The sequence below is a fragment of the Zobellia alginiliquefaciens genome (genome assembly GCF_029323795.1).
GTDB lineage: Bacteria > Bacteroidota > Bacteroidia > Flavobacteriales > Flavobacteriaceae > Zobellia > Zobellia alginiliquefaciens.
The window spans coordinates 4,052,920-4,076,264 of record NZ_CP119758.1 but is presented as its reverse complement, the minus strand read 5'-3'; the positions used below and the strand labels follow the sequence as shown (position 1 = coordinate 4,076,264).

15 protein-coding genes are annotated in these 23,345 nt (G+C 39.1%); 8 read left to right on the top strand and 7 right to left on the bottom strand.

Translation table 11 applies throughout. From position 1 onward, the window contains the following. Positions 1–211: 211 nt before the first annotated feature. Positions 212–973 carry a hypothetical protein gene (locus P0077_RS16640; RefSeq protein ID WP_276166334.1) on the bottom strand — a complete coding sequence of 254 codons (762 nt, stop codon included), beginning with the start codon at positions 971–973 and terminating at the stop codon, positions 212–214. Between the two features lie 610 nt (positions 974–1,583). Between P0077_RS16640 and P0077_RS16635 the strand changes: the two genes are divergently transcribed. The 3 genes from P0077_RS16635 to P0077_RS16625 all read left to right on the top strand — a co-directional run bounded on the left by P0077_RS16635 (position 1,584) and on the right by P0077_RS16625 (position 5,630). Next, positions 1,584–2,939 (top strand): hypothetical protein, encoded by a 1,356-nt coding sequence (locus P0077_RS16635; RefSeq protein WP_276166333.1) that lies wholly within the window; start codon positions 1,584–1,586, stop codon positions 2,937–2,939. Positions 2,940–3,217: 278 nt separating this feature from the next. Beyond that, a complete protein-coding gene (locus P0077_RS16630; protein WP_276166332.1) occupies positions 3,218–4,948 on the top strand; it encodes a tetratricopeptide repeat protein in 1,731 nt (576 codons plus the stop codon). Beyond that, positions 4,929–5,630, top strand: coding sequence for an SCO family protein (locus P0077_RS16625; protein ID WP_276166331.1), 702 nt, complete (start codon positions 4,929–4,931; stop codon positions 5,628–5,630). Before P0077_RS16630 ends, P0077_RS16625 begins: the two co-directional genes overlap by 20 nt. Before the next feature lie 48 nt (positions 5,631–5,678). Here P0077_RS16625 and P0077_RS16620 read toward each other — a convergent pair whose 3' ends face one another. Further along, positions 5,679–6,434, bottom strand: a complete 756-nt coding sequence (locus tag P0077_RS16620) for a DeoR/GlpR family DNA-binding transcription regulator (protein WP_194526912.1) — start codon at positions 6,432–6,434, stop codon at positions 5,679–5,681. A 198-nt stretch (positions 6,435–6,632) separates the two neighbouring features. On the opposite strand from P0077_RS16620, the gene P0077_RS16615 reads away from it, so the two are divergent. From P0077_RS16615 to P0077_RS16595, 5 genes are all read left to right on the top strand, one after another. Beyond that, positions 6,633–9,722, top strand: a complete 3,090-nt coding sequence (locus P0077_RS16615) for a SusC/RagA family TonB-linked outer membrane protein (RefSeq protein WP_276166330.1) — start codon at positions 6,633–6,635, stop codon at positions 9,720–9,722. A gap of 10 nt (positions 9,723–9,732) precedes the next feature. After that, a complete protein-coding gene (locus P0077_RS16610; RefSeq protein WP_276166329.1) occupies positions 9,733–11,037 on the top strand; it encodes a RagB/SusD family nutrient uptake outer membrane protein in 1,305 nt (434 codons plus the stop codon). A gap of 136 nt (positions 11,038–11,173) precedes the next feature. Then, on the top strand, positions 11,174–12,640 hold the full coding sequence (locus P0077_RS16605; protein WP_276166328.1) for a sodium:solute symporter: 1,467 nt from the start codon (positions 11,174–11,176) through the stop codon (positions 12,638–12,640). Further along, entirely contained in the window at positions 12,633–13,466 is an 834-nt protein-coding gene (gene murQ, locus P0077_RS16600; RefSeq protein ID WP_276166327.1) for an N-acetylmuramic acid 6-phosphate etherase, read from the top strand. Before P0077_RS16605 ends, murQ begins: the two co-directional genes overlap by 8 nt. A 208-nt stretch (positions 13,467–13,674) precedes the next feature. Further along, entirely contained in the window at positions 13,675–14,034 is a 360-nt protein-coding gene (locus P0077_RS16595) for a hypothetical protein (protein WP_276166326.1), read from the top strand. 34 nt (positions 14,035–14,068) lie between these two features. Here the strand turns inward: P0077_RS16595 and P0077_RS16590 are convergent, their stop codons facing one another. The 5 genes from P0077_RS16590 to bglX all read right to left on the bottom strand — a co-directional run bounded on the left by P0077_RS16590 (position 14,069) and on the right by bglX (position 23,263). Then, positions 14,069–14,803, bottom strand: coding sequence for a hypothetical protein (locus P0077_RS16590; RefSeq protein WP_276166325.1), 735 nt, complete (start codon positions 14,801–14,803; stop codon positions 14,069–14,071). A gap of 14 nt (positions 14,804–14,817) precedes the next feature. Next, positions 14,818–18,327, bottom strand: a complete 3,510-nt coding sequence (locus P0077_RS16585; RefSeq protein WP_276166324.1) for a bifunctional metallophosphoesterase/BamA family protein — start codon at positions 18,325–18,327, stop codon at positions 14,818–14,820. 109 nt (positions 18,328–18,436) lie between these two features. After that, positions 18,437–20,068, bottom strand: coding sequence for a sulfatase family protein (locus P0077_RS16580; RefSeq protein ID WP_276166323.1), 1,632 nt, complete (start codon positions 20,066–20,068; stop codon positions 18,437–18,439). A 5-nt stretch (positions 20,069–20,073) separates the two neighbouring features. Then, positions 20,074–20,985: an alpha/beta hydrolase gene (locus tag P0077_RS16575; protein ID WP_276166322.1), complete on the bottom strand. Its 912-nt coding sequence runs from the start codon at positions 20,983–20,985 to the stop codon at positions 20,074–20,076. A 1-nt stretch (position 20,986) separates the two neighbouring features. Then, positions 20,987–23,263 (bottom strand): beta-glucosidase BglX, encoded by a 2,277-nt coding sequence (bglX, locus tag P0077_RS16570; protein WP_276166321.1) that lies wholly within the window; start codon positions 23,261–23,263, stop codon positions 20,987–20,989. Positions 23,264–23,345: the final 82 nt, after the last annotated feature.

The following is a 23,345-nucleotide window of genomic DNA, read 5'->3' as shown; positions in this document are numbered from 1 at the left end:
GCAAGCCTAGGCGGATTTAATCTCGATTATCCAGTAAAAATAGGCATTCAAATGAGATAAATCGCCAGTTAACCAAATGAAATCTTTCTAATACCTCATATTTGGCACTCCAATACGATATAAAAAAAGAATCTTATCTGTTTTATAAGTACAACACAAAAAAAGCAGCTTTACAGCTGCTTTTCTAACTCAAATTCTAAAAATTCCTTTTTTATTCGCCCACATACGTAAATGTAGTCAAGAAAGTTTCGCTGTCACCACCATCTGCGGAAACCGAAGAAACTGTTGCAGACGTTGGGTAATCGCCATCATAAGTATAGGACATGTTAATTGTATACTCTATTTCTCCTTCCTCATTTTTGTACACCACTTGAGAAGGATTGTTGTTAGGGAACAATGCTTTTGCTTTCAAGATTTCTTGTGGTTGTGGCGCTACGGCAAAATTCAGTTGCACTTTGTCCATTACATCAATCATACCGGCAGCCTCAGTTGTCTTGTAAAATGGGTTTGGTTTATTATCATAAGAGATTTCTGCCGTAAAATACACCATTTCTTCTTCGCCTGTCATATAATCATAATTGTACTCAACAAACTTTATTACTGAAGGGTTTCCGTTATCATCATATTCTTCAACATGGCCTGTTTCAAAAGCATCATAAGGAGAATCATATAGCTCCTCTACATTTCCATTATCACCCTGACCGGTCACATCACTTAAATTGCCATTCTCATAAACGAAATTTGTAGTTTCAGTACCATCAAAAATAGAGGTCAATCGAAGATCGGCATTATATGAAAATAATATCTTAGTATCCTCATCTGAATCTTCAGCAGAGGTTACATCTATAGAACTTATAAGTTTGGTTTCTATATTCCCATTTACATCTTCAAATTCATCTGATGTAGATTTGTCACAGCTAAAATTCACAACTGCTAGGGACGACATTAAGAGTAGGCTGTTAATTCGTTTCATAGGTAAGCTTGGATTTGATTTATTTGTTTTGTCTATACGTAACAGTTCCTGTTCAAAAATATTGCTCTCCATATTTTACAGTATTCCGTACTATTTTAGCTGAAGTCAATCACTATCGAATCTTTCTAAATTTATATTTATTATTTTAAGTATAATCGTTTACAATTAGCGATTATTTTGTAGGAATTTTCGCTTATGAAAAAGCTCCATATTTATTACAGTTAAAAACTAAACTGTATAATTATAGAGAAGACTTAGTTAGCAACGGTTATTTTCCGTTGTTACAAATCAATCCATTTTTGGTGTGGTTAACAAAAACCAAAATAATGCCCAAAGTAGTCCGAGTGAATTTATAATTAAAAGAATGATTTTTTGACTGTATTTCTGTCTAAAAGTCATTCCTGATGTTATCAGTAAAAGATTTATCGACACTGAAATTGGTACAATTAGAAGTCCATAACCCATTGGCCCTCCACTTACTTTCCACCAAAACACTTAAACCTCACTTAAGCCAAGGTTTAAAGCAGATCGCAATCTGTTAAAAATCAAAGCTATAAGAACCATCACATCAATTTATGCGTACATTTTTAAACCCCGAAATCTATTTCTTATGAACAAAGTGAAAATCTACCTGTTAATTTTTAGCATTGGTTTCAGCATTCTAAGCTGTACTAGCGACAACTTAAATTTAACCCCTAGTGACGATTCCGAAGAACAGGAATCTGTAACTCCCGAAGAAGAGAACACTGAGGAAGAAGAGGATGTCACCGAAGAAAACCCCACCGGTGAAAACGAAAATTCAGTTGCTGTTGCCACGGAGCTAACGGCCAATGACCTAGAACCGCACCCTATGCAAGACATTGCTAGACCGGGTTATTTGGAAACCATTGTAGATCCCTCTTTCGGAACGGTAATACGAAGGATTTCGGACGCCGGTGACGGAAATATAATCAAACCCATGTACAGTACGGTACAAGCTTGGAATGCAGACGAAACCCGAATGATACTATATGACCAAAGCAATGGTGTACACCAATTGCTAGATGGTAAAACGTATGAATTCATTAGAAACCTGGATGATGTTCTACCAGATGATATTGAGCAATTGTTTTGGGATTTTAATAAGCCGGATATACTTTATTACTTAGATAAAACAACGGATGATTATATTAAATACACTGTTTCTTCCGGCAACAAAGAAGTGTTGGTCAACCTTAGGGACATTACAGGTTGTACAGGCGGAATCAGCATGGGTAATGATGTACAAATGCCTTCTTGGGATAACGATGTCATAGGTTTTAGATGCGAAAACAGTACCGCCTACGCTTATCGTTTTTCGACTCAAAAACTGACCGCCTTTTCTATCAACGACGTTAACTATACGGCGGCAATGCCTGCTCCAAGTGGCCTACTTTTTTATCATAACATATCTTCCTATGATGATAACGGAAACCTTGTCTCAAACCTCAATAAGCAAAAACCGGAACATTCCAGTTTAGGCAAAATGGCAAATGGGACAGACACTGATTTTTCAGTGACTTTTAACGCCGGTCCATATGGCGGATGTCTTGGTAACATCATTGCTTATGATCTAAATACCGGTGATTGTTTACCCGTAATTTCTGAAGATTTAGGATATGATTATCCTAAAAGCGGAACTCATATTTCTGCCGTAGCTCATAAAAATCCGGGATGGATTGCCGCCTCTATGATTGGTTTTGAACAAGACGGGCAAAAACTTCTTGACCAAGAATTGGTTATTGCTAGAATTGAACCTGGAAATGTAGAAGTATATAGAATTGGACACCACAGAGCTGATGAAGATGAATTTGATTATTGGGGCGAACCTCATGCTGTAATCAGTCCATCGGGAACACGCGTGCTTTTTGGTTCGGATTGGAGTGGTAGCGATGATGGCAAATCAGTTGAATCCTATGTGGTTGAATTACCTTCTTATCAACCGTAACTTTCCTGTTTCTATCAGCCTAAAATTTAAATAACTTAAAACGGACGCTTTACATACGCGTCCGTTTGAGTTTCTATAGACTCCATTTATACAGAAATACCGGTAAAGTGAACAGGATAATAGCCCTTTTGTACAAAACCGCATTGTTTACATTCATTACTTTTTAATTTAGTTAGGATTATAAGTCTGTGCTCTTTTCTATCAATTACAGAACTGTAACCCCATTGGCTTATCATCTGCCTCCCCCTTTTATTATTAAGAACCAAAAGAAAGGCGCTATGAAAGCAAAACTTCCACTACCTTGGATTACTGTATTATTCTTCCTAACGATATATTTTTTACATAAGGATGCCAACTCTTACCAAATAAACGGGTATCAAAAAGCGTCGTTCAGTTTTACTAAGTGTACTCCGGCAAAATTTATGTTGAACGGAGTTGATACCACCAAACAGATTTCGCCATTGTTCAATAACTTGGGAAATCTTCATTTTCCGATAGCTACAAAAAATGAGCGCGCTCAGCAATTCTTTGACCAGGGCATAAAGCTGTCCTACGCCTTTAACCATGCAGAAGCTCATAGGTCTTTTTTGGAAGCCGCCAGATTGGATTCCAAATCGGCCATGGCGTACTGGGGGCAAGCGTATGCCCTTGGCCCAAATATTAACGACCCCTTACCGGACGAACAACGAAAAACCAAAATTAACGAAGCATTGGTCATGGCCAATAACATGGCACCAACCGCAAATAAAAAAGAACAAGCTTTAATAAAAGCACTGAACGCCAGATACAGTACAGACCTTGACATGGACCCGGACCTTCTGGACCTTGCCTATTTTAAGGAAATGGAAAAAGTGGTCGTACAGTATCCGAACGATGCCAATATTCTAATTCTCTTTGCACAGTCGGCCATGAATACGACAAGGTGGAACTATTGGGACAAGAACGGAAACCCAGGCCCGAATATCAAAGCAGCAAAAACGGCCTTGGAAAAGGCTATGGAACTTGAGCCCGAAAACCCTGGCGGACACCATTACTATATACACATGGTAGAATTACCGCATCCGGATATGGGCGTAAAAAGTGCGGACAAATTGGCTTCCCTCATGCCCGGTGCAGGCCATATTGTTCATATGCCTTCCCATATCTATATTAGAGTGGGAAGATATTTAGATGCCGTAAAAACAAATCAAACCGCTATTGCCGCAGATGAAGATTATATTGCTCAATGCTTTTCGCAGGGGCTTTACCCTTTAGCGTATTACCCCCATAACATTCACTTTTTGTGGTCTTCCGCAAGTCTTTTGGGTGCTAGTGAAATTGCTATAGATGCAGCAAAAAAAACAGCCGAAAAGGTTCCCGTGGGTGAACTAAAGGAGCTACCTTTTCTACAGGATTTTGCCGCTACGCCCCTATTGGCCTATACCCGATTTGGAAAATGGAACCAAATTTTGACCATCCCCGCCCCGGATTCGGAAATTAAGCATCTCAATCTTATTCGCCATTACGCCAGGGGCATTGCCTTTATAAGAAAAGGTAACCTGAAAAAAGCCCAAGAGGAACTAGAGGCGTTAGAATCCATCAGAAAAGACCCTGAACTGGAAACCCTTGTTGCAACGGCAAATAATGCGTCTATCCGTTCAGCCCATATAGCTTACGAAGTGGTGGCGGGGGAATTGGAAGCCTCAAAAGGTAATCACGATCAAGCCATTATGCATTTGGAAAAAGCAGTAGAACTAGAAGACGGTCTTACTTATACGGAGCCTGCTGCTTGGCATATTCCTACTCGACAAAATTTAGGCGCAGTGCTTTTAAAAGCTGAGCAATATGATAAAGCCGAAACGATATTTAAAGAAGATTTAGATGTCCTTAGACAGAACGGATGGTCTTTAATGGGACTTTACCACGCTTTACAATTTCAAAACAAATCAGAAGAGGCAAAGGCTATCAAAGCCGAATTTGATAAAGCTTGGGAGCACGCCGATATAAAAATTGAAACTTCAGTTTTATAAGTCCACATCCGAAATGAACCTGTTTGGCAAGTTAAAATATCCGCTACCTACTATCCTATTTTTTACTCTATCAGCGAGTATTTTGTTGTACGTCCTACTTTCCTCAAGCACCAAATTACCTATTTATAATGCAACGGATTTTAATGCGGAATTAGTTGATACTTCCGTTCAGGGAAGTTTGGAAAAACACACGATAGCCAATTTTCACCTAATCAACCAGAACAATGAAATAGTTACCCAAGAAAATTATAGAAACAAAATCTACGTAGCCGATTTCTTCTTTACACGTTGTCCCACCATCTGCCCGGTAATGGCCAACAACATGAAAAAATTGCAAGATGAATTCCTGAACGAGGATGATGTAATGCTCCTTTCCATGTCCGTAACGCCAGCACTGGATAGTGTATCCGTTTTAAAGAAGTACAGTGAAAGACATGGTGCCATAGATACGAAATGGCATATTACCACGGGCGACAAAAAACATATATATAACCTAGCGCGAAAAAGCTTTTTTGCCGCCGTTGACCAAGGCGATGGAGGTTTTCAAGATTTCATACACACCCCTAATTTTATTTTAATCGATAAAAAAAAGAGAATTAGAGGTGTTTATGATGGCACCAATACGAACCATTTAACCCAATTGACTACCGATATTAAAACTTTACAAGGTGAAACTCCGTAAAACGGCTGCACAAAAACCTTGGCATCATTTAGTGTTGATTTATATTTCCTAAATCAACTCTACCCCATTGTCCCTGTAGGAAGCTAGCAATTCCGAATTCGGATCAAGCTCCGTTACCAAAGCATCCAAAGTACTGATATCACAAATTTTATAACGGTTTACGGTATTTAATTTTTTGCTGATGGTAAGAGCTACCAAGCGTTTTGAAGCCTTGATCATGGCACTTTTCATTTGTGCAATTTCCCAATCTGCTTCTGTTATACCTCTTGTATAGTCTATGTATCCGGTTCCTAAGAAACAAATATCCACAGTAATGTCCGCTAGGCTGTTAATAGAACCACCACCTGTAACCAGTTGCGATTCTTTGGATAACTTCCCTCCTATGAGATAAACTTCATGTCTCGCAGACATATTATTGACCAATTCAATGGCCATAGGTAAACTGGGCGTAAAAAAGGTCAGGTTCATTTTTGCCGGTATCAATTTTGCCAATTCAAGATTGGTAGACCCTCCACTAATAAGAATAACATCGCCATCCTTTAATAAGGATATACCTTTGCGGGCAATATTAACTTTGCTGTCTTGCTGAAAGATTTCGCCTGATCGGTCAGTATATATATTAAATCCGTTTGATATAGCACCGCCGTGCACCTTTCGTAGCTTTCCTAATTTATCCAACTCTTTTACGTCTCTTCTGACGGTATCCATAGATACATCTAAAATTCCGGCCAAATCAGTCAAAAGCACTCTATTGTGCAGATGTACCTCTTCTAATATGACCTGATGTCTGTTACTTTTCTTCAATTGCTAATGGTTTTGTTTACACAATAATATCAAATTAAGAATTAAATCGCATAGTTTGCAACAAAATACTGCATTTTACATACTCTTTTTATTAAAATGCCATAAACACTTCTGTTTTGCTGTTTTTTTGCAATAATAAATTGCAAATAATAGAATATTCTTCTAAGTTTGGTCAAACAACAAGCTAAAGACTCTATTATGACAAAAACGAATTACGTGCTCTCTGTGCTCTTGCTAGTATTTTTCTCGCTCAGCTCATTTGCACAATCAACTACAATCTCGGGAACAGTCCTTGCCGATGACGGATTTCCATTACCCGGTGCAAGTATCGTATTAAAAGGAACCACTACGGGAGGAACATCAGATTTTGACGGAAATTTCAGCATTCAAGTAAGTGATGCTACCAACAAAACTTTAACCATTAGCTACATTGGTTATAAAACTGCAGAAGTTGCTTTGACCGGATCAGACCAAGTGGTGAATGTAACATTGCATGAAGATGCAAATGCCCTAGACGAAGTAATTCTTGTAGGTTCTTCCATAACGCAATCCAGAAAAAAACTGGGTAATGCCATTACTACGGTTAAATCGGTAGAATTGGTGAAAGCAGCTCCCGTAAATATTACGTCTTCCTTACAAGGTAAAGTGCCCGGTGCCCAGATTACACAAAATTCCGGTGATCCTGCCGGTGGTTTTTCCATTCGTTTAAGAGGACCGAGTACTATTAAAGGATCTTCTGAGCCCCTTTATGTTGTTGATGGGGTAATTACCAGCAACCTGACCACCAACGTTACCAACCTAAATATTGATAGCGGAGATGCATCACCTGGTCAAAATAGAATGGTGGACATTAACCCTAACGATATTGAAAATGTAAATATTTTGAACGGTGCCGCCGCTGCTGCCATATATGGTTCACGAGCATCTAACGGTGTTGTGGTGATTACCACTAAAAAAGGTGGCAATTACGAAGATGGACCCGAATTTTTCGTAAAGTCGACTTTTAATGTAAGTACAATTCGTAAAAAATTGGATTTGAACTTACGCGGGGAAGAGTTTGAAACGGTACCTAATAGTGCGCTTTCCGGTAGACTTTGGCCTATTTTCGGTTTTGACCCCAATGATGGCAATGCCCTTACTACTTATAGAAATCTATCTACCAATAAATTCGAAACAACACGTTACGATTACCAGGACGAAATTTTTCAGACCGGGTTTGGTAGCGATACGTATTTTTCTGCAAAAGGTGGAAACGAAAAAATGAGCTATATGGCATCCGTAGGGTACCTAAGCAACGAGGGTATTATTAAAAACACCCAATTTGACCGCTTTTCAGCGCGATTGAATTTTAAACATCAAATAGCCGATTGGATTTCTTATGACCTTGGCCTTTATTATGCCAATAGCAAGTCTGATGAGAAGCCTGACGGAAACGTATTCTGGAGCCCTATCAACTCTATCAACATTACCAACAATACGTTTGATATTACCCAAAGGGACGCTAACGGTAACTTAATGGCCGTAGAAGACACACGAGTGAATCCTCTCACCATAATTGAAACATTTGATATTACTCAAAATGTCAATCACTTTATTCCCAATCTACATTTAAAAATTCAGCCTATCGAAAACCTAACGATAGACCAGATTATTGGTGTGGATACTTACAATCAAAAAGGTCATATTGGTATTCCCGTTTATCCGTATGCGAATGTTAACCCTGCCTATTTTAATGATGGATATATGGGTGATGCAGAAGCTAAAGTCTTTAACTGGAACTATGATATCAACGCCAATTACAATATAGATATCTCTGATAAATTAAACTCAGTTACCACTGCAGGCTATAGCTTTCAATCTAGTGAGCTTTCTTTTGAAGGTACGCAAGGGCGAGGTCTAGATGCCAACAACGAGCCTACCATTCCCTTGTATACTCAACCCATTGACACCAATCTAGATATCTACGGATTTTTTCTTCAAGAAACCTTGTCCTGGGACAACAAATTATTTTTGACCTTGGCAGGAAGAATAGATGGCGCTACAAACTTTGATGTAGACGAACGCTCTAACTTTTACCCAAAGGTTTCTGGGTCATATGTGCTATCTAACGAACCTTTCTGGAACAGTGATGGTTTCTTTACCTCGGCAAGATTAAGAGCATCGTATGGTGAGGCAGGTAACCTAACCGCCATTAGCCCTTATGAAAGATACGGAAGCTATAGTTCAAATGATTTCCTAGGTTCTTCAACTCTACAGCAGAACAACAGACTGGGCAACGAAGGTCTAAAACCTGAGCGTACCAAAGAATTTGAAGTAGGTACAGATTTAAGTTTCTTTGATAATAGAGCTTCGTTATTGTTCACCTACTATCGTCAAAATATTGAAGACCTAATCGTAGGCCGAGTGCTTGCGCCTTCCGTTGGCGGTTCTTCAAGAACGGAAAATGTGGGTACTATGCGTAACAACGGTATTGAGCTTTACGCTAGAATCACTCCTATTAAAACGGACGACCTTACTTGGGATCTGAACTTCAATTACAGTAGTAACAAGAATAAAGTACAAGAAACCATTGGTGGTGATATTACCATTGCCAGTTTAACAGGTGCCCCACCAGTAGTTAAAGAAGGAGAAGCCTTAGGAGTTTTCTATGGTACTTACTATGCCAAAGATGATAACGGAGAATTGCTTTTAACCGGTGCATCTACGGATGGTAGTCCTGTTGGCGTTCCACAACCGGAAAGAGGGGATTTAGCAACAAACACACCAATGCGCGATGCCAACGGTCAACCTACAGGCGATGTTTTAAGAAAAGTCATAGGAGACCCCAACCCTGATTATATTTTAGGCGTAGGTACCGACCTTGCTTACAAGAACTTTTCGTTCAGCATGCTTTGGGAAGCCGTACAAGGTTTTGATGTTTTTGATGCCGATAAAAGAACTAGACAAGGGGTTGGTCTTGGCCAATTGGCCGAACAAGAACTTAGTGGTGAACTTCCAAGAGGATACATTGCCGGTGTTTACCCTATTGAGGAATTCAGAATGGAAGACGGTTCTTTTGTAAAGCTTCGTGAAGTATCGTTAGGATACGAATTTCCTGAACTTTTCAATTCTACATTAGAAAATGTAAAGCTGTCTTTAATAGGAAGAAACTTGATTTCTTTTGATGATTTCTTCAGCTACGATCCTGAGACCAACGCAGGTGGACAATCTAACTTGTTACGATCCGTAAACTTCGGTAACGTTCCAATTCCTATGACCATCTCATTATCACTAAGCGCAAACTTCTAAAAAGACTGATATGAAAAACATAATAAAACTAATGGCTATTGCTTTGGTGATCGTTGCATCATCTTGTGATACCGAATATTTAGACCCCAACTCTACTCTTGAACCAGATGTAGTGAACAACACAGATAATTTAGTAATGTTGATAAACGGGATTCAACAAAGGTGGAGTTCGGACCGTGCGGGTATTATTTATACGTACACGCACATATCCGGATTGAATACTGATGAATTGAGACTGTTGAACCCTGGTAACCTAGGTGAAAACGAAATTTTGCTTGGTGGTGATGATGTAAACGGAGGAAACGAAGTTTTAATCAACATGTGGACGAATGCAATGTTAACCCGAAAAGAGGCGACTACGGTGATCGATGCCGCTGATGATGCAAGTGAGAGCGCCTCTGCTTCGGGTTCTTTAAAGGCTTACGGTCTTTTCTATAGAGCAATGGCTCACGGAACCTTAATCCAATTTTTTGAAAGCATTCCATTAGAGATTGTGGAAAATGCAGCTTTTGAAGATCGTGCCACCGTACTACAAAGTGCCATAGCAGATTTAACCGAAGCCAAAGGATATATAGATGCAGGACTGGATGCTACTGCCACCGCAGATATCTTTACCTCAGTAGACCTAGAAAACTCAGTGAATGCTATGTTGGCAAGATTCAATCTAATGGCCGGTAACTATGATGCAGCACTAACTGCCGCTAATGCAGTTGACCTTTCGGCTAAATCTACTTGGGTTTACGATGCTTCCATTCCTAACCCGCTGGCATTTTGGTTCGGTTCACAGAACGTAACGCAGGCAAAAGATTTAACCTTCGGCCTGCCTTCGGAATTGTTGCCTGATGAAAATGATGCACGTATACCTTTCTATGTTACTGCAGATGATTTAGAAGCAGAAACTCCAAACTACCAAGTAGTTGGTTTTTGGAGCGATAATCTTGATGAAATCCCTGTGTATTTACCGGGCGAAATTCTTTTGATCAAAGCAGAAGCATACGCAAGAACCAATGACCTTACGAATGCAGTTACCGAACTAAATTCAGTATTGACGAAAACAGCAACAACGGATATTTATGGCCTAGGAGCTAATCTTCCTGAGTATTCAGGACCTATTGTCGAAGACGATATTTTAGATGAAATCTATAAAAACAGAAGAGTAGAATTGTATTTAACAGGATTGTCCTTAGAAGACAATAGAAGGTTTGAAAGACCGGGACCTGGGGATGCGGATTCAGAAAGAAACCGGAACTATTACCCTTACCCTAATGCGGAAAGAGATAATAACACCAATACTCCTGCAAACCCCGCTTTATAATTCCAAACACTTGTAACATAACGGGGCAGTTTAACAGCTGCCCTTATTTTTGGTTCGCTTATACTCCAAATACAAATGAAGCTTCGTTGATAAAGTCTTTGTCAATACACTTCATTAAACCTTAAAGCCTACATTTTTGAGTCCTACTCTAATCTTAATTATCATAGCCATCTATTTCTATACTTTGATGGCCATTTCTTATTTCTCATCAAAGAATTCAAGTGACGAAACCTATTTTACGGGCGATCGTAAATCGCCTTGGTATTTAGTTGCATTCGGTATGGTCGGTGCCGGTCTATCTGGAGTTACGTTTGTTTCCCTTCCGGGGATGGTGGGTAACAACAATTTCCACTTCTATCAATTTATATTGGGGAATGTTGTGGGGTATCTCTTTATCACTTTTGTATTAACTCCCCTTTATTACAAATTGAGATTAGTGTCCATTTATTCCTATCTCAATGACCGTTTCGGCAGTAAAACCTATAAAACGGGATCACTATTTTTTCTTGTTTCGCAATCTTTTGGTGCCGCATTGCGATTATTATTGGCTGCAAAAATTTTACAATTCGCGGTTTTCGACCACTTTGGTGTTCCTTTTTTCTTAACCGTGATTCTTATTCTAGCCCTAGTTTGGCTCTATACCAACAAATCAGGAATTAAAACAATTGTATGGACGGATACCATGCAAACGGTTTTTCTCATTTTAGGCGCCGTAATAACTATTTACACCATCATAACTTCTCTAAACCTAAGTTTACCGGAAGCCGTTGAAAGCGTTACAAAGCACCAATACTTTAAAATTTTTAATTGGGATGCCGCTTCAGGAAACAATTTCTACAAACAATTTATAGCCGGTATTTTAGTGGCCATTGCCATGATCGGTCTGGATCAAAACATGATGCAGAAAACCCTAACCTGCAAAAACGTTTGGGACGCTCAAAAAAACACACTCACCTATAGCCTCATTTTGGCCATTACCCAATTTCTCTTTATGGGACTTGGCATTTTAATGTACATCTATGTTCAAGATAATGGTATAGCCTTACAAGTAGGCAAAAACGGATTACTGTTAGATACGGATACTCTATTCCCTAACTTGGCATTGAACCATCTAGGTATTCTGGCAGGTATATTTTTTATCCTGGGAATTATTGCCGCCTCATTTTCTAGCGTGGACTCTGCTTTAACCGCCCTTACAACCTCGTTCACCTACGACTTTCTAGATATTGAACATAAACCAAGTGAAACCAAAAAGAAGCTGAAGAATCTAGTTTTAATCGGGTTTTCATGTGTCATTTTTGTAATCATTATGGCTTTCGCCAATAGCAAAGGTGATGTTATTTCACTCATTTTTAAGGTTGCAGGATATACTTACGGGCCGCTATTGGGCTTATACCTTTTTGGCATGTTCACCAAAGTTTCCGTTAAAGATAAATGGGTACCCTTGGTTTGCGTTTCCGCACCTATAGCCACTTATTTTTTGGGAAGTTATTTTCAAAATACATTTCAATTCGATTTCGGATTTATAAACATAGCCGTAAACGCAGCTATTACTATTACAGGACTACTATTAATACATAAAAAAACAAAGAAAGATGAGTAAACCCATCACTGAACAACCCTCTAAATATGACAATCTTGAAAAGATGGAGTTATTAGAGCTGCTCAGTTCTATAAATGCTGAGGATAAAACCGTTCCGATGGCCATAGAAGAAGCGCTACCACAGATTCATAATTTTGTGGCCGCTGTAGTTAATAAAATGCAGCAAGGCGGAAGACTTTTTTACATTGGCGCCGGTACTAGCGGACGATTAGGAGTTTTAGATGCCTCTGAATGTCCTCCTACTTTTGGGGTGTCAGATGACCACATCATAGGTCTTATTGCCGGTGGTGACGTGGCTCTAAGAAAAGCGGTAGAAAATGCGGAAGATAATACGGAACAAGCTTGGAAAGACCTGAAAACCTTCAATATCACTAAAAACGATGTACTTCTGGGTATTGCCGCATCTGGCTCTACCCCGTATGTAATTGGCGGGTTGAAAAAGGCCAAGGAAGAAGGTCTCATAACCGGAGGTATTTCTTGTAACGAAAACTCACTTTTATCCCAGACAGCGGAGTATCCCATGGAAATTGTAGTTGGACCCGAGTTCGTAACCGGAAGCACCCGAATGAAGGCCGGTACGGCTCAAAAACTGGTTCTGAATATGATTTCAACATCGGTAATGATTCAGCTCGGAAAAGTAAAAGGAAACAAAATGGTAGACATGCAATTGTCTAACAAAAAATTAGTGGAACGTGGTACCAAAATGATTATAGAAGCTCTTGGTATTGAAGCTGATTTGGCAAAACTACTCCTAAAAAAACATAAAAGTGTAAGGACCGTTATAGACCTCTACAAAGATAAAATGCCTAAAAGTAGTTTTGAATAGAACCTTTTTGCCCCAATTAAAGTTTAGTTGTTAAGCGAGAATACCAAATGCCTCGATTGGGATTTTCATTTTTTAATTGTTACTGTTCTATTCAACTACGCAGATCGACCGGAGAAACTTTGTTTTTTCGGTCTTTCTTTTTTAATACATCTTCTTATGAAATGAACCTTTAAAATTTTCAATATTTTCGCAACTGAAATAAAATTATATGACTGTTGAAGATTTAGTTGGGGAATATAGTATAATGGGGAGCAATCAAGATGCCGAAAATAACACCTATAAAGGAAAATTGATTTTATCCTTAGATTTAAATTCAAGAATTATAGCTAAATGGACCATCAACAATACACAACAACAAACAGGGACGGGTTTCTTTAAAAACAATATTCTGGTAATAAACTTTAGATATTCTGGTGATGACCAAAATATTTACAAAGGTGTTGTAGTTTACCAGTGCATCAACAATGATGTTTTAGACGGATTTTGGTCTGAAAAACATGGTAATCCGCTTTATTTAGGCGAAGAAAGGTGCTTTAGGGTAAAACAAAATACATCTTTAATGAATTAACCCTACACTATTTAAGCGTACTGAATTCTAACAGTTAAGCAGGATAGCCATTGATAGCTTCGATAAAAAACTTAACCACTTCTTTTTTGTTTCTATGATCAGCGATTAACACGGCTCCTTCAAAACCTTCGTTCTTCCATTCACCCAATGAAAGGTTTTTAAAGTTAGAAGTATCAATTCCTTTACCTTTTTCATATCCACTGACATAAAAATAATGTTCGTTTACCATGGCATCAGGAATTGCCAATCCTAAACCTACCGCTATATCGTCATTTAAACTGGCATAAGCTCCAGAATCAAAATGATGTGGCCAAATACGCACATCCGATTCCAGTCCTGTTTCCTTAAGTACTTTTTCCAAACTAGACTGCGCCAAAGTTCTTAAACTTGCCAACTCCTTTAATTCCGATTCATCTAAGTGATATGTAAATGATGTATCAATAGTATAAGGCAAGTCATAATGAAAAGCATAGGTATATGATTTGCTTAAAAATGCCGCCGAAGTTTCTTGAATCCATTTTAAAACTTCCGCATGGGACCTATTATTTAAAGGCAATGCGGCAGAACCACTATTAGAATTCCATATTAAACTAAAAGTCCCGTAATCCAGTGCAAGTACATCCCCGTTTGGAGATAACCGGTGTGTTTCCATTTGCTGCTTTTCATTGGACCAGCCCAAATTGGTGTGACTATCGTCATCTTTTTTGGGTAAGAAACTGATTCCTGCAGCGGCCAAGTATTGGGCTGCTAAATGCATTTGTTTTCTCATTGGTAGTATTTTTATTAAAAAGAAAAGCCCAGTACGAAGACTACACGTCCACCGTCTACACTATTAAAATATCCTAGATTTGCCGTGAATGCTTCAGCGCCTATTAGCCAAGCCGAAGCCCCTACGGAATTATGCCATTTTTTTGAGGTATCGCCCGCTAGCCAAACTCTACCATAATCAAAACTTCCCGTTAGCCCAAATCTAAAAGGAACCAGACTTGTTCTTAATCCTCCTAAGGGAAATCTTAAATCTGTATTCTGATAAAAAGATTGTTTAGCCGTAAAACGCTCATTTCTAAAGCCTCTTAAGCTATTGTTTCCACCAATAGTTGCGGCGTGATAAAATTCAAAGTTATCACCAATTAAGACGTCACCAGCTATTTTAGTAGCAAAAACCACACTACCGCTTTTGGTTATTTTATGGTCTATAGCTAAATGTGGTACCACATAAGCAAAGCTATTTTCTGCATCGGTATTATCAATATTGGTCTTATAACCCAACGTCAAACCGGCATCTAGGCCCATGGTTGGAAAAGCTGAGCTGTTCTTGTTTTTAAAATTATAAGCGGCCTCCACGCCACCGTAGGTCTGTCTGTCAAAAATTAAGCTGTTTGCCGGTAATAATGAAACAAAGCGGTCAGACGTATTCTCCACATCAAAACTTTCAACTAAAGGCTTAAAATAAAATGAACCTCCGTTAACGCCTTCCCAATTTAAAGATATAGCTGCCTTGAATTTTCGGATTTTAACCCGATTAAAATCCAAATCTTCTTCGTCTTTATCATAGTAAGTTTCGTTACCAAAACCAAAGAAGTTTTCCGAGAAATTAGGGCTGGTATACAAACCTTCTAGACCAAAATTCCAATTATGAAATACATTTGAGAACTGACCTTTATATGACAGATCAAAACCCGATGTACTGGTATAAAAAGCAGCATTTATACTATGCTTGTACGTAAACGGATTACGCTGTAAATTATAAGAAGTATGGTTACTAACTATCCCTATTTTAACTCCATCATCAGGGTTAAAAGCAATTAAAGGTAGCTGCTGATTAAAACTATGTTTTACTTTTTTATGGTCGTAATTGTTTAAACCATAATCATCAACCAACCATTTTTTAGAACGTTTGTTTACAACCGTATTGGCTTTACTTTTATAGTCATATAGTTTTACTTTCCGTGTATTCTTAAAATTATAGGTGTCATGTTTTTTACCGCCCACAATTTTTATTTTGATAGGATGGTCACCTTCACCCTCAACCAGAAACGTATCTTTGCCGTCTAACCCGAAAATCCAGATTTCTTTGGTAATATTTCGTGAATAAGTCTGATTAAGAAGTCCCAAATCTTTACGGTCAATTTTCACAGTGGTTTTACCATCTGGCAATCTTGTTATCGTAAAATCATCTGATTTTTGGGTACCGGTAATTACCTGAAATTTATTCAGATATAGGAAATAGGCTTTCGCAATTTCCTTTAGATTATCACGCCTACCCTGCAGTTTCCGTTTTATACCTTCTATTGTTGCTCCCTGTATTTCCTCCGGAATTGCCTCAAAAGCTTTGACGATATCATCATTGGAAAGTCCCTTTTGAATATGTTCAGCCTGCTTTTCCCATTCGTCCCAATCCGATGCATGTATCAAAGTTAAATCTAAATGATAGGGTGATGAGGCAAACCACTTTACACTTCTTATGTCTTCATCATAAGTTTGCATTTTTCGTAAACCAGGAATCATTCTTGTTATGAAACTGACTAAAGCACCGTCATATTTTGAAAAGGCTTGGTCACGATCTCTAGGAATAGGACTGCAATATTCCGTTCCATCTTCATTTTTATACAGCGCCCAACGCCATTGGTCTTCATGGCGATCCCAATCTCCTAAAAGCATATCGAATAGTCGGGCTCTGATATACATAGACTCATCTACAACCGATTTACCCGATTTGTTTATCACTTGTAAAACATCTGCCGTGCTTAATATGTCTTGTGGTTTTCCAAAACTTTTTGCTTCTAACTGGGTGTCACCCACATGTTCTTCGATCATATACAACTCATCTCCAAACTCATCATTGTAAACCCCTAAAGTTGCTTGTTTAGGAACGTAATATAATATAGGGTTGGTATGATTTACCCCTACAGCATCTGACAACCCGGCAATGGCGAAAGGAGTATAAGGGTGAGACGTGGTATAAAAATCAGCCAACAATTTATCTACAGCGGTATCATCTAAAACATCGCCAATATAGGCCTCTTGAAATGCATTGGCCTGCAAGAATTTTATTGTGCTTTTTTTTAAGGCACGCATTACGTATTGCCTACCGTGTTTATCTTCCAATCGAAGTGATTTTGATTGTTGTCCACCACCACGTTTCACAGGGGCAAGACCTCCCATTAAAGTATCCAATAAAACCAAGGGAGCGTTTACATCTTTACCATAAAACGCTCTGTAATGTTCACCCCATACTGCTTTACAAAATCCTGTTTTGGTAGTAGCCTCTCTGGTATAGATTGATGCTTTTTTATATGTATCGAAGCTTTCTGGAAAAGTATATTTTTCCGTATCGCCGGTTTTTCCTTTTAAAACAATTGTTTTGTACACTTCGTTAAAAACACCATTTTCTAATGCCAGATAGTTCGCAGAAACTCCGCCATCGGTAGTAATATCTAACCGGACATAACCTTTTTCAGCAATTGAAAAATCACCTTCATTGCCTTTCTCTACCGCTTCAGTTTCTCCCGCTGCACCACTCATGATTTGTGGCACACTGCTATCTATATATTGTAAATTTTTACCTTGACCAGATAAGAAAATAACATTTTCTGCACCCCTAGCTATTGTTTTTAGTCTGTTTCTTAGTGTGCGGTATTGTTTGTTTTGAAAATCCCCTGTCTTGAAGCCCCCAATATCATTAAGAAAACCTTGTTTTGTAAGTGTTCTTATGGGGTGATGTATAACAACAAGGACTATTTTACCCTGTGCTTTTTTAATGCGATTTTCAAATTCTAAAAAGAACAAGGTCCTATTCTGAATTTCAGAATTTTCGTTGATATAAACATGGTCATCCCAATCTTCTAAAAACCACTGAGAATCTACGGTAATCAACTCTACATTTTCGCCTAAATCATGATGCTTAATGGGCTCTGCATCGTCAGGATAGAATTTAGCTTTGCTGTTTTTCTGAATATATTTTTCAATATCCGAAACGCCTTTATGTCCATATGTCCATTCTTTATGGCCAGGCATAAAAATTACATTTTTTCCTAGCGGTTCAACAAGGCCCAGTTGTTTCTTTAAAGAATTCTTGTATGCTTTAGTAGGCACAGCATCACCCACAATCAGCAAAGTTGGGTTCTGAGTCAATTTTGACTCGTCAACTATACTAGATAATATTTCGGTATTAGAAGCATCCCAAGTATTTGCCGTAACAAAAATAGATTGTTCTGTTTCTTGTGCAAACACGATATTGGCCACAAAAAACAAAATGTAAAGTAACGGGTAATTTTTTTTCAATAGTTTCAAAATTGGTTGATTTTGGCCTATTTGTCGAATAAAAATACACTTTCTTTCCTTTAGCAACCGCTAAAATGAAAGATATCCTAATTCAGCCTAAACCAACAAACAATTAAAACTATGGCTTGCCTCTCAGTCGTTTAAACTGTTTGTACGCATCATTTACTTTTTTCTCAGGTGCTTGCACAAATTCCTTTTCCGTTACCTTATAAACCTTTTGAACACTATCTAGCTTATGGTGCATTTGTTCAATTACAGATGAATAGGTTCTATCATCAATTATGTTATTCAGTTCTTTTGGGTCTTTGTACAGGTCATAAAATTCCCAAATATCAATATCATCATAAAAGTGCATTAACTTATACCGTGCTGTACGAATGCCATAATGTTTTTTCACCATGTGAAAGGCAGGATAATCATAGTAATGGTAATAAAGTACATCTCTAAAATCTTCAGGATTCATAGAACCATCTAAAAGTCCTTTAAACGATTGTCCTTGCATGGCTCTACTTTCTCCTTCTACACCAGCAAAATCGAGAAACGTCTGTGCAAAATCCAAATTTTGAACCATAGCGTCTACCTTGGTTTCTGCTGAAATAGTGCCTGGCAATTGCATTAATAAAGGGGTCCCAAAAGACTCTTCGTACATAAAACGCTTATCGAACCATCCTTTCTCACCCATATAAAAACCTTGGTCTGAAGTATAGACTACTAACGTATTTTTATCCAATCCGGATTCCTCTAAGTAATCCAAAATCTTACCTACACCTTCATCTACAGCGGCTATGGTGGCCATATAATCTTGCATATAGCGCTGGAACTTCCATTTGGCCAAATCCTTACCTTTTAAATTCGCCTGATGAAAGGCATTATTTTTTGGTAAATATGCTTTGTCCCATGCGTTTCTCTGTTCAGGGGACATTCGCTCAAAATCGGTTGTCCAAGGATTGTGTGCCAATTCCGTACTTCCGTATTCCTTGCTCATTTTAAGGTCATGACCCTCGTACATATCGTCATATATGGTCTGTAGTTGAGCTTCTGCCGCTTGTTGATTTTCTAAGGACGGGAAATACGTATCAGGCAATGGAAACTGAACGGAGTCATATTTGTTCATATAACGCAATGCCGGCATCCAGTTACGATGCGGGGCTTTGTGATGCACCATCATAAAAAACGGAAGGCTATCGTTTCTTTTGTTTTGCAACCAGTTAAGGGCGTCATTGGTAATAATATCTGTCGCATAGCCCTGTATTCTTGTCGTATCGTCTTTTTCAATAAAATCCGGATTGTAATAGTTGCCCTGATCTACAATTATTTTGGAATAATCAAATCCTTGAGGCTCCCCGTGCAAATGCCATTTTCCCACAATTGCTGTTTGATACCCCGCTGATTTTAATATTTTGGGTAGCGTCACCTGATTACCGTTAAACTGATCTCCGTTCTGTCTGAAACCGTTTATATGACTGTGTTTTCCGGTCAATATTACAGCCCTACTTGGCCCACAGATAGAGTTTGTAACGTAACTGTGCGTAAAAAGCGCCCCGTTCTTTGCCAAACGGTCTATATTGGGAGTCGGGGCCTGTTGTGTTAGCGGATGCCCGTAGGCGCTTATGGCTTGAATAGCATGGTCATCGGCCATGATAAAAAGGATGTTGGTCTTTTTATCTGATTTTTTAGGTTCAATGGTCTCCTCTTTACAATTGAGAAATACCAACGAAACCAGTACTAGTAATTTTGAGAAACGAAACATGATAATTAATTTTTGGGGGACATTCTCACGTGACTTTGGATAAGCTTTCCGTTGAGAACATTTTGTAGAATAAATTCAGAAATTAGGTCTACCTGAGCATAGGGCAGATTTGCCCAATCATGACTACCGTTCGGGTCATAAACCAAGGTGCATGATGTATTGAGCACCTTCAACCTTTCAGCAATGGTCCTTGAACCGTCTAACATAAGATAACCAGCTGCGGATGCTATGCAGTGGTGGTGTGGCGCAGTTCCAAAAGGTACCAGTTTATCCTTTTTACCATGGAATAGTAAAGTAGGGACAGCATTATTTTTCACTATGTAATCCGCATTTAGAACGGCCCCGGCAAATGAAACTACACCGGCAAATTTTATATCTCCATAAGGCAATTTTTTAAAGTCCGGGTGATACTGTAAAAATGCCGTATTGAGAACAGCTTCGGCCCCGGCACTGCTGCCCACTAGAATAATTTTATTTTTATCGAAATTCAACTTAGCGGATTTGCCTATTAAAAACCTAGTGGCTTTCAAAACATCGGCAGAAACGGATTTGAACGTTTCTATTTTTTCGGTGGATGGGCAATCGCACCCAAAGGATTTTCCTTTTCGTAAGCTGTAACTGATTGAAGCAACGGCGTAGCCTCTTTTTGCCATAGCTTCTGAAAATCCGCTTTCCAAGAAATTGTCTCTCTTCCCTCCGGAAAAACCTCCACCATGAACTAAAATCAGTAAAGGACGATTGGGTACAACCCCTTTTTCAGAAGAATAGAAGTCCAGTTTTAAGGTATCGGAATAAGTAAAAGTTTCTTTGCCGATTTTGGCATGAATACTATCTAAATACACCTCTTGTGCTTGCGTAGATTGAAACCCAAAAACCAATACAATCAATACCTGAAAAAAGTATAAACGCTTTTTCATGCTAGTTCAATTTAAAGGATGCCTTCAATTCCGCTTGCGAATTGGTACCCACGAATATTTCAAAATCACCTGGCTCAGCAACAAACTCAAGTGCTCCGTTATAAAATTTAAGGTCATTAGGTTGTAGTGTCAATTTTACAGTCTTGGTTTCGCCTTTTTTCAAGAAAACCTTGGTAAATCCTTTCAACTCTCGCATGGGTGGTGTAATACTCCTTACCACATCTCTAAGGTAGAGCTGTACGATTTCCGCACCATCAAAATCACCTGTATTGGTAACCTCTACCGAAATTTCTACCGCTTCGTTCTGTGCGATTTCCGAGTGCTGGACCTTCAGGTTTTTATAGCCGAATTCAGTATAGCTCAATCCATAGCCAAAAGGAAAAAGTGGGGTATTGACTACATCTAGATAATTGGACTTGAATTTTTGAAAATTATCAGCTTCAATCGGTCTACCCGTATTCTTCATACTGTGATACACGGGAACCTGACCTACGTTGCGCGGCCATGTTGCCGTTAATTTGCCCGAAGGATTATAATCTCCAAATACAACATCCGCGATAGCGTTACCTGCTTCAATACCGGCATGCCACACCTGGAGTATACTCGCTGGCAAGGCAAACTCGTCCTCAATGGTCAGAGGTCTTCCGCTCATAAGGACTATGACCATTGGCTTACCTATTTTTGATAGTTCGGTCAACATTCTTTTTTGACTTTCAGGAAGGGATAAATTGGTTCTGCTTGCGGCTTCTCCACTAAATTCACTTGCTTCTCCTACCACAGCAACAATAACATCTGAATTTGCGGCAAGCTTTAACGCTTCGTTCAAAAGCGTTTCCGGTGAACGTTCGTCTATTTCAACACGCGTTCCAAATACATTGGCACGCTTTGCCAAATCTGGGTCGTTGGTAATGTTAGCTCCTTTTGCATAATTTATTTTTGCTTTTGGTGCTACATTTTTAAACCCTTCAAAAACAGGAACGGAAAGCTGCGGGTCTCCTGTCGGCGCCCAAGTACCCAACATATTGTTTTTATTGTTCGCAAGAGGTCCAACTAGAGCTATCTTGGCACTTTTCTGTAACGGAAGTACATTCTCATGCTTTTTTAATAATACGAACGATTGCCTTGCTGCTTCTCGGGCAAGCTTGCGGTTCTCTTGGCTTAGAATATCTTTTTCAGGTCTACTTTCATCGGCATAAAGGTAAGGGTCGTCAAAAAGGCCTAAGTTGTATTTGGCCGTCAAGATTCTTCGGCAAGCCTGAGTGATAGATTCCTCGCTTACCTTACCTTCTTCTACAGACTTTTTGAGTGTTGTTAAAAAGCCTTCGCCCACCATGTCCATATCAAGGCCTGCATTTAAGGCAAGTGCCGACACCGTTTGTAAATCACCCAAACCATGCGCTACCATCTCATTGACCGAAGTATAGTCGGAAACTACCATTCCCTCAAAGCCCCATTGTTTCCGCAACAAATCCGTAATCATCCATTTATTCCCGGAAGCCGGTACGCCGTCAATATCATTAAAAGAGGTCATGGCGCTACCTACTCCTGCGTCCACGGCAGCTTTATAAACTGGCAGATATTGGTTGTACATTTTCACTTTTCCCATGTCTACGGAATTGTAATCACGCCCACCTTCGGCAGCGCCATAAAGCACCAAATGCTTCACCGTAGCCATCATGGTGTTAGGTTTCTTTAGATCCGTACCTTGGTAGCCCTTTATCATTGCGGTTGCAATGGCACTTCCTAAAAACGGGTCTTCCCCTGCTCCTTCGGCAATACGCCCCCATCTGGGATCACGAGCGATATCTACCATGGGAGAAAAATTCCAGTTGATTCCGTCCGCAGTGGCTTCCTTGGCTGCCGTCTCTGCCATTTTCTTTATCAGCTCCAAATCCCAACTAGCTGCGGTTCCCAAAGGAATGGGGAAGGTAGTTTTATAGCCGTGGATAATATCCGAACCAATTAACAACGGTATTTTAAGTCGAGAGTTTTCAATAGCTATTTTTTGGGCCTGACGCACCTTCTCTGGTCCTGCGACTCCAAACAAGCCCCCAACCTGACCTGCTTTTATCTTTGCTTCTACATTTTTACTCACCACCGAACCTGTGGCAATACCTCCACCAGGGGTTAATAAATTGAGCTGCCCTATTTTTTCTTCCAAGGTCATTTTTGAAAGTAGCGCTTCTACTTGATCTATCTTTTCCTGTGCTTTCACGGAAAATAATCCTAAACCAAACAAAAGGATAAAGGAGAGTAATTTTATTTTTAGAGTATTCATTTTCAACATTTTATCATTTTCATTCACGTTCAATAAAGACCAAAACATCCCTGTGCACCATTCCTTGTAAAGTGGCACCTTT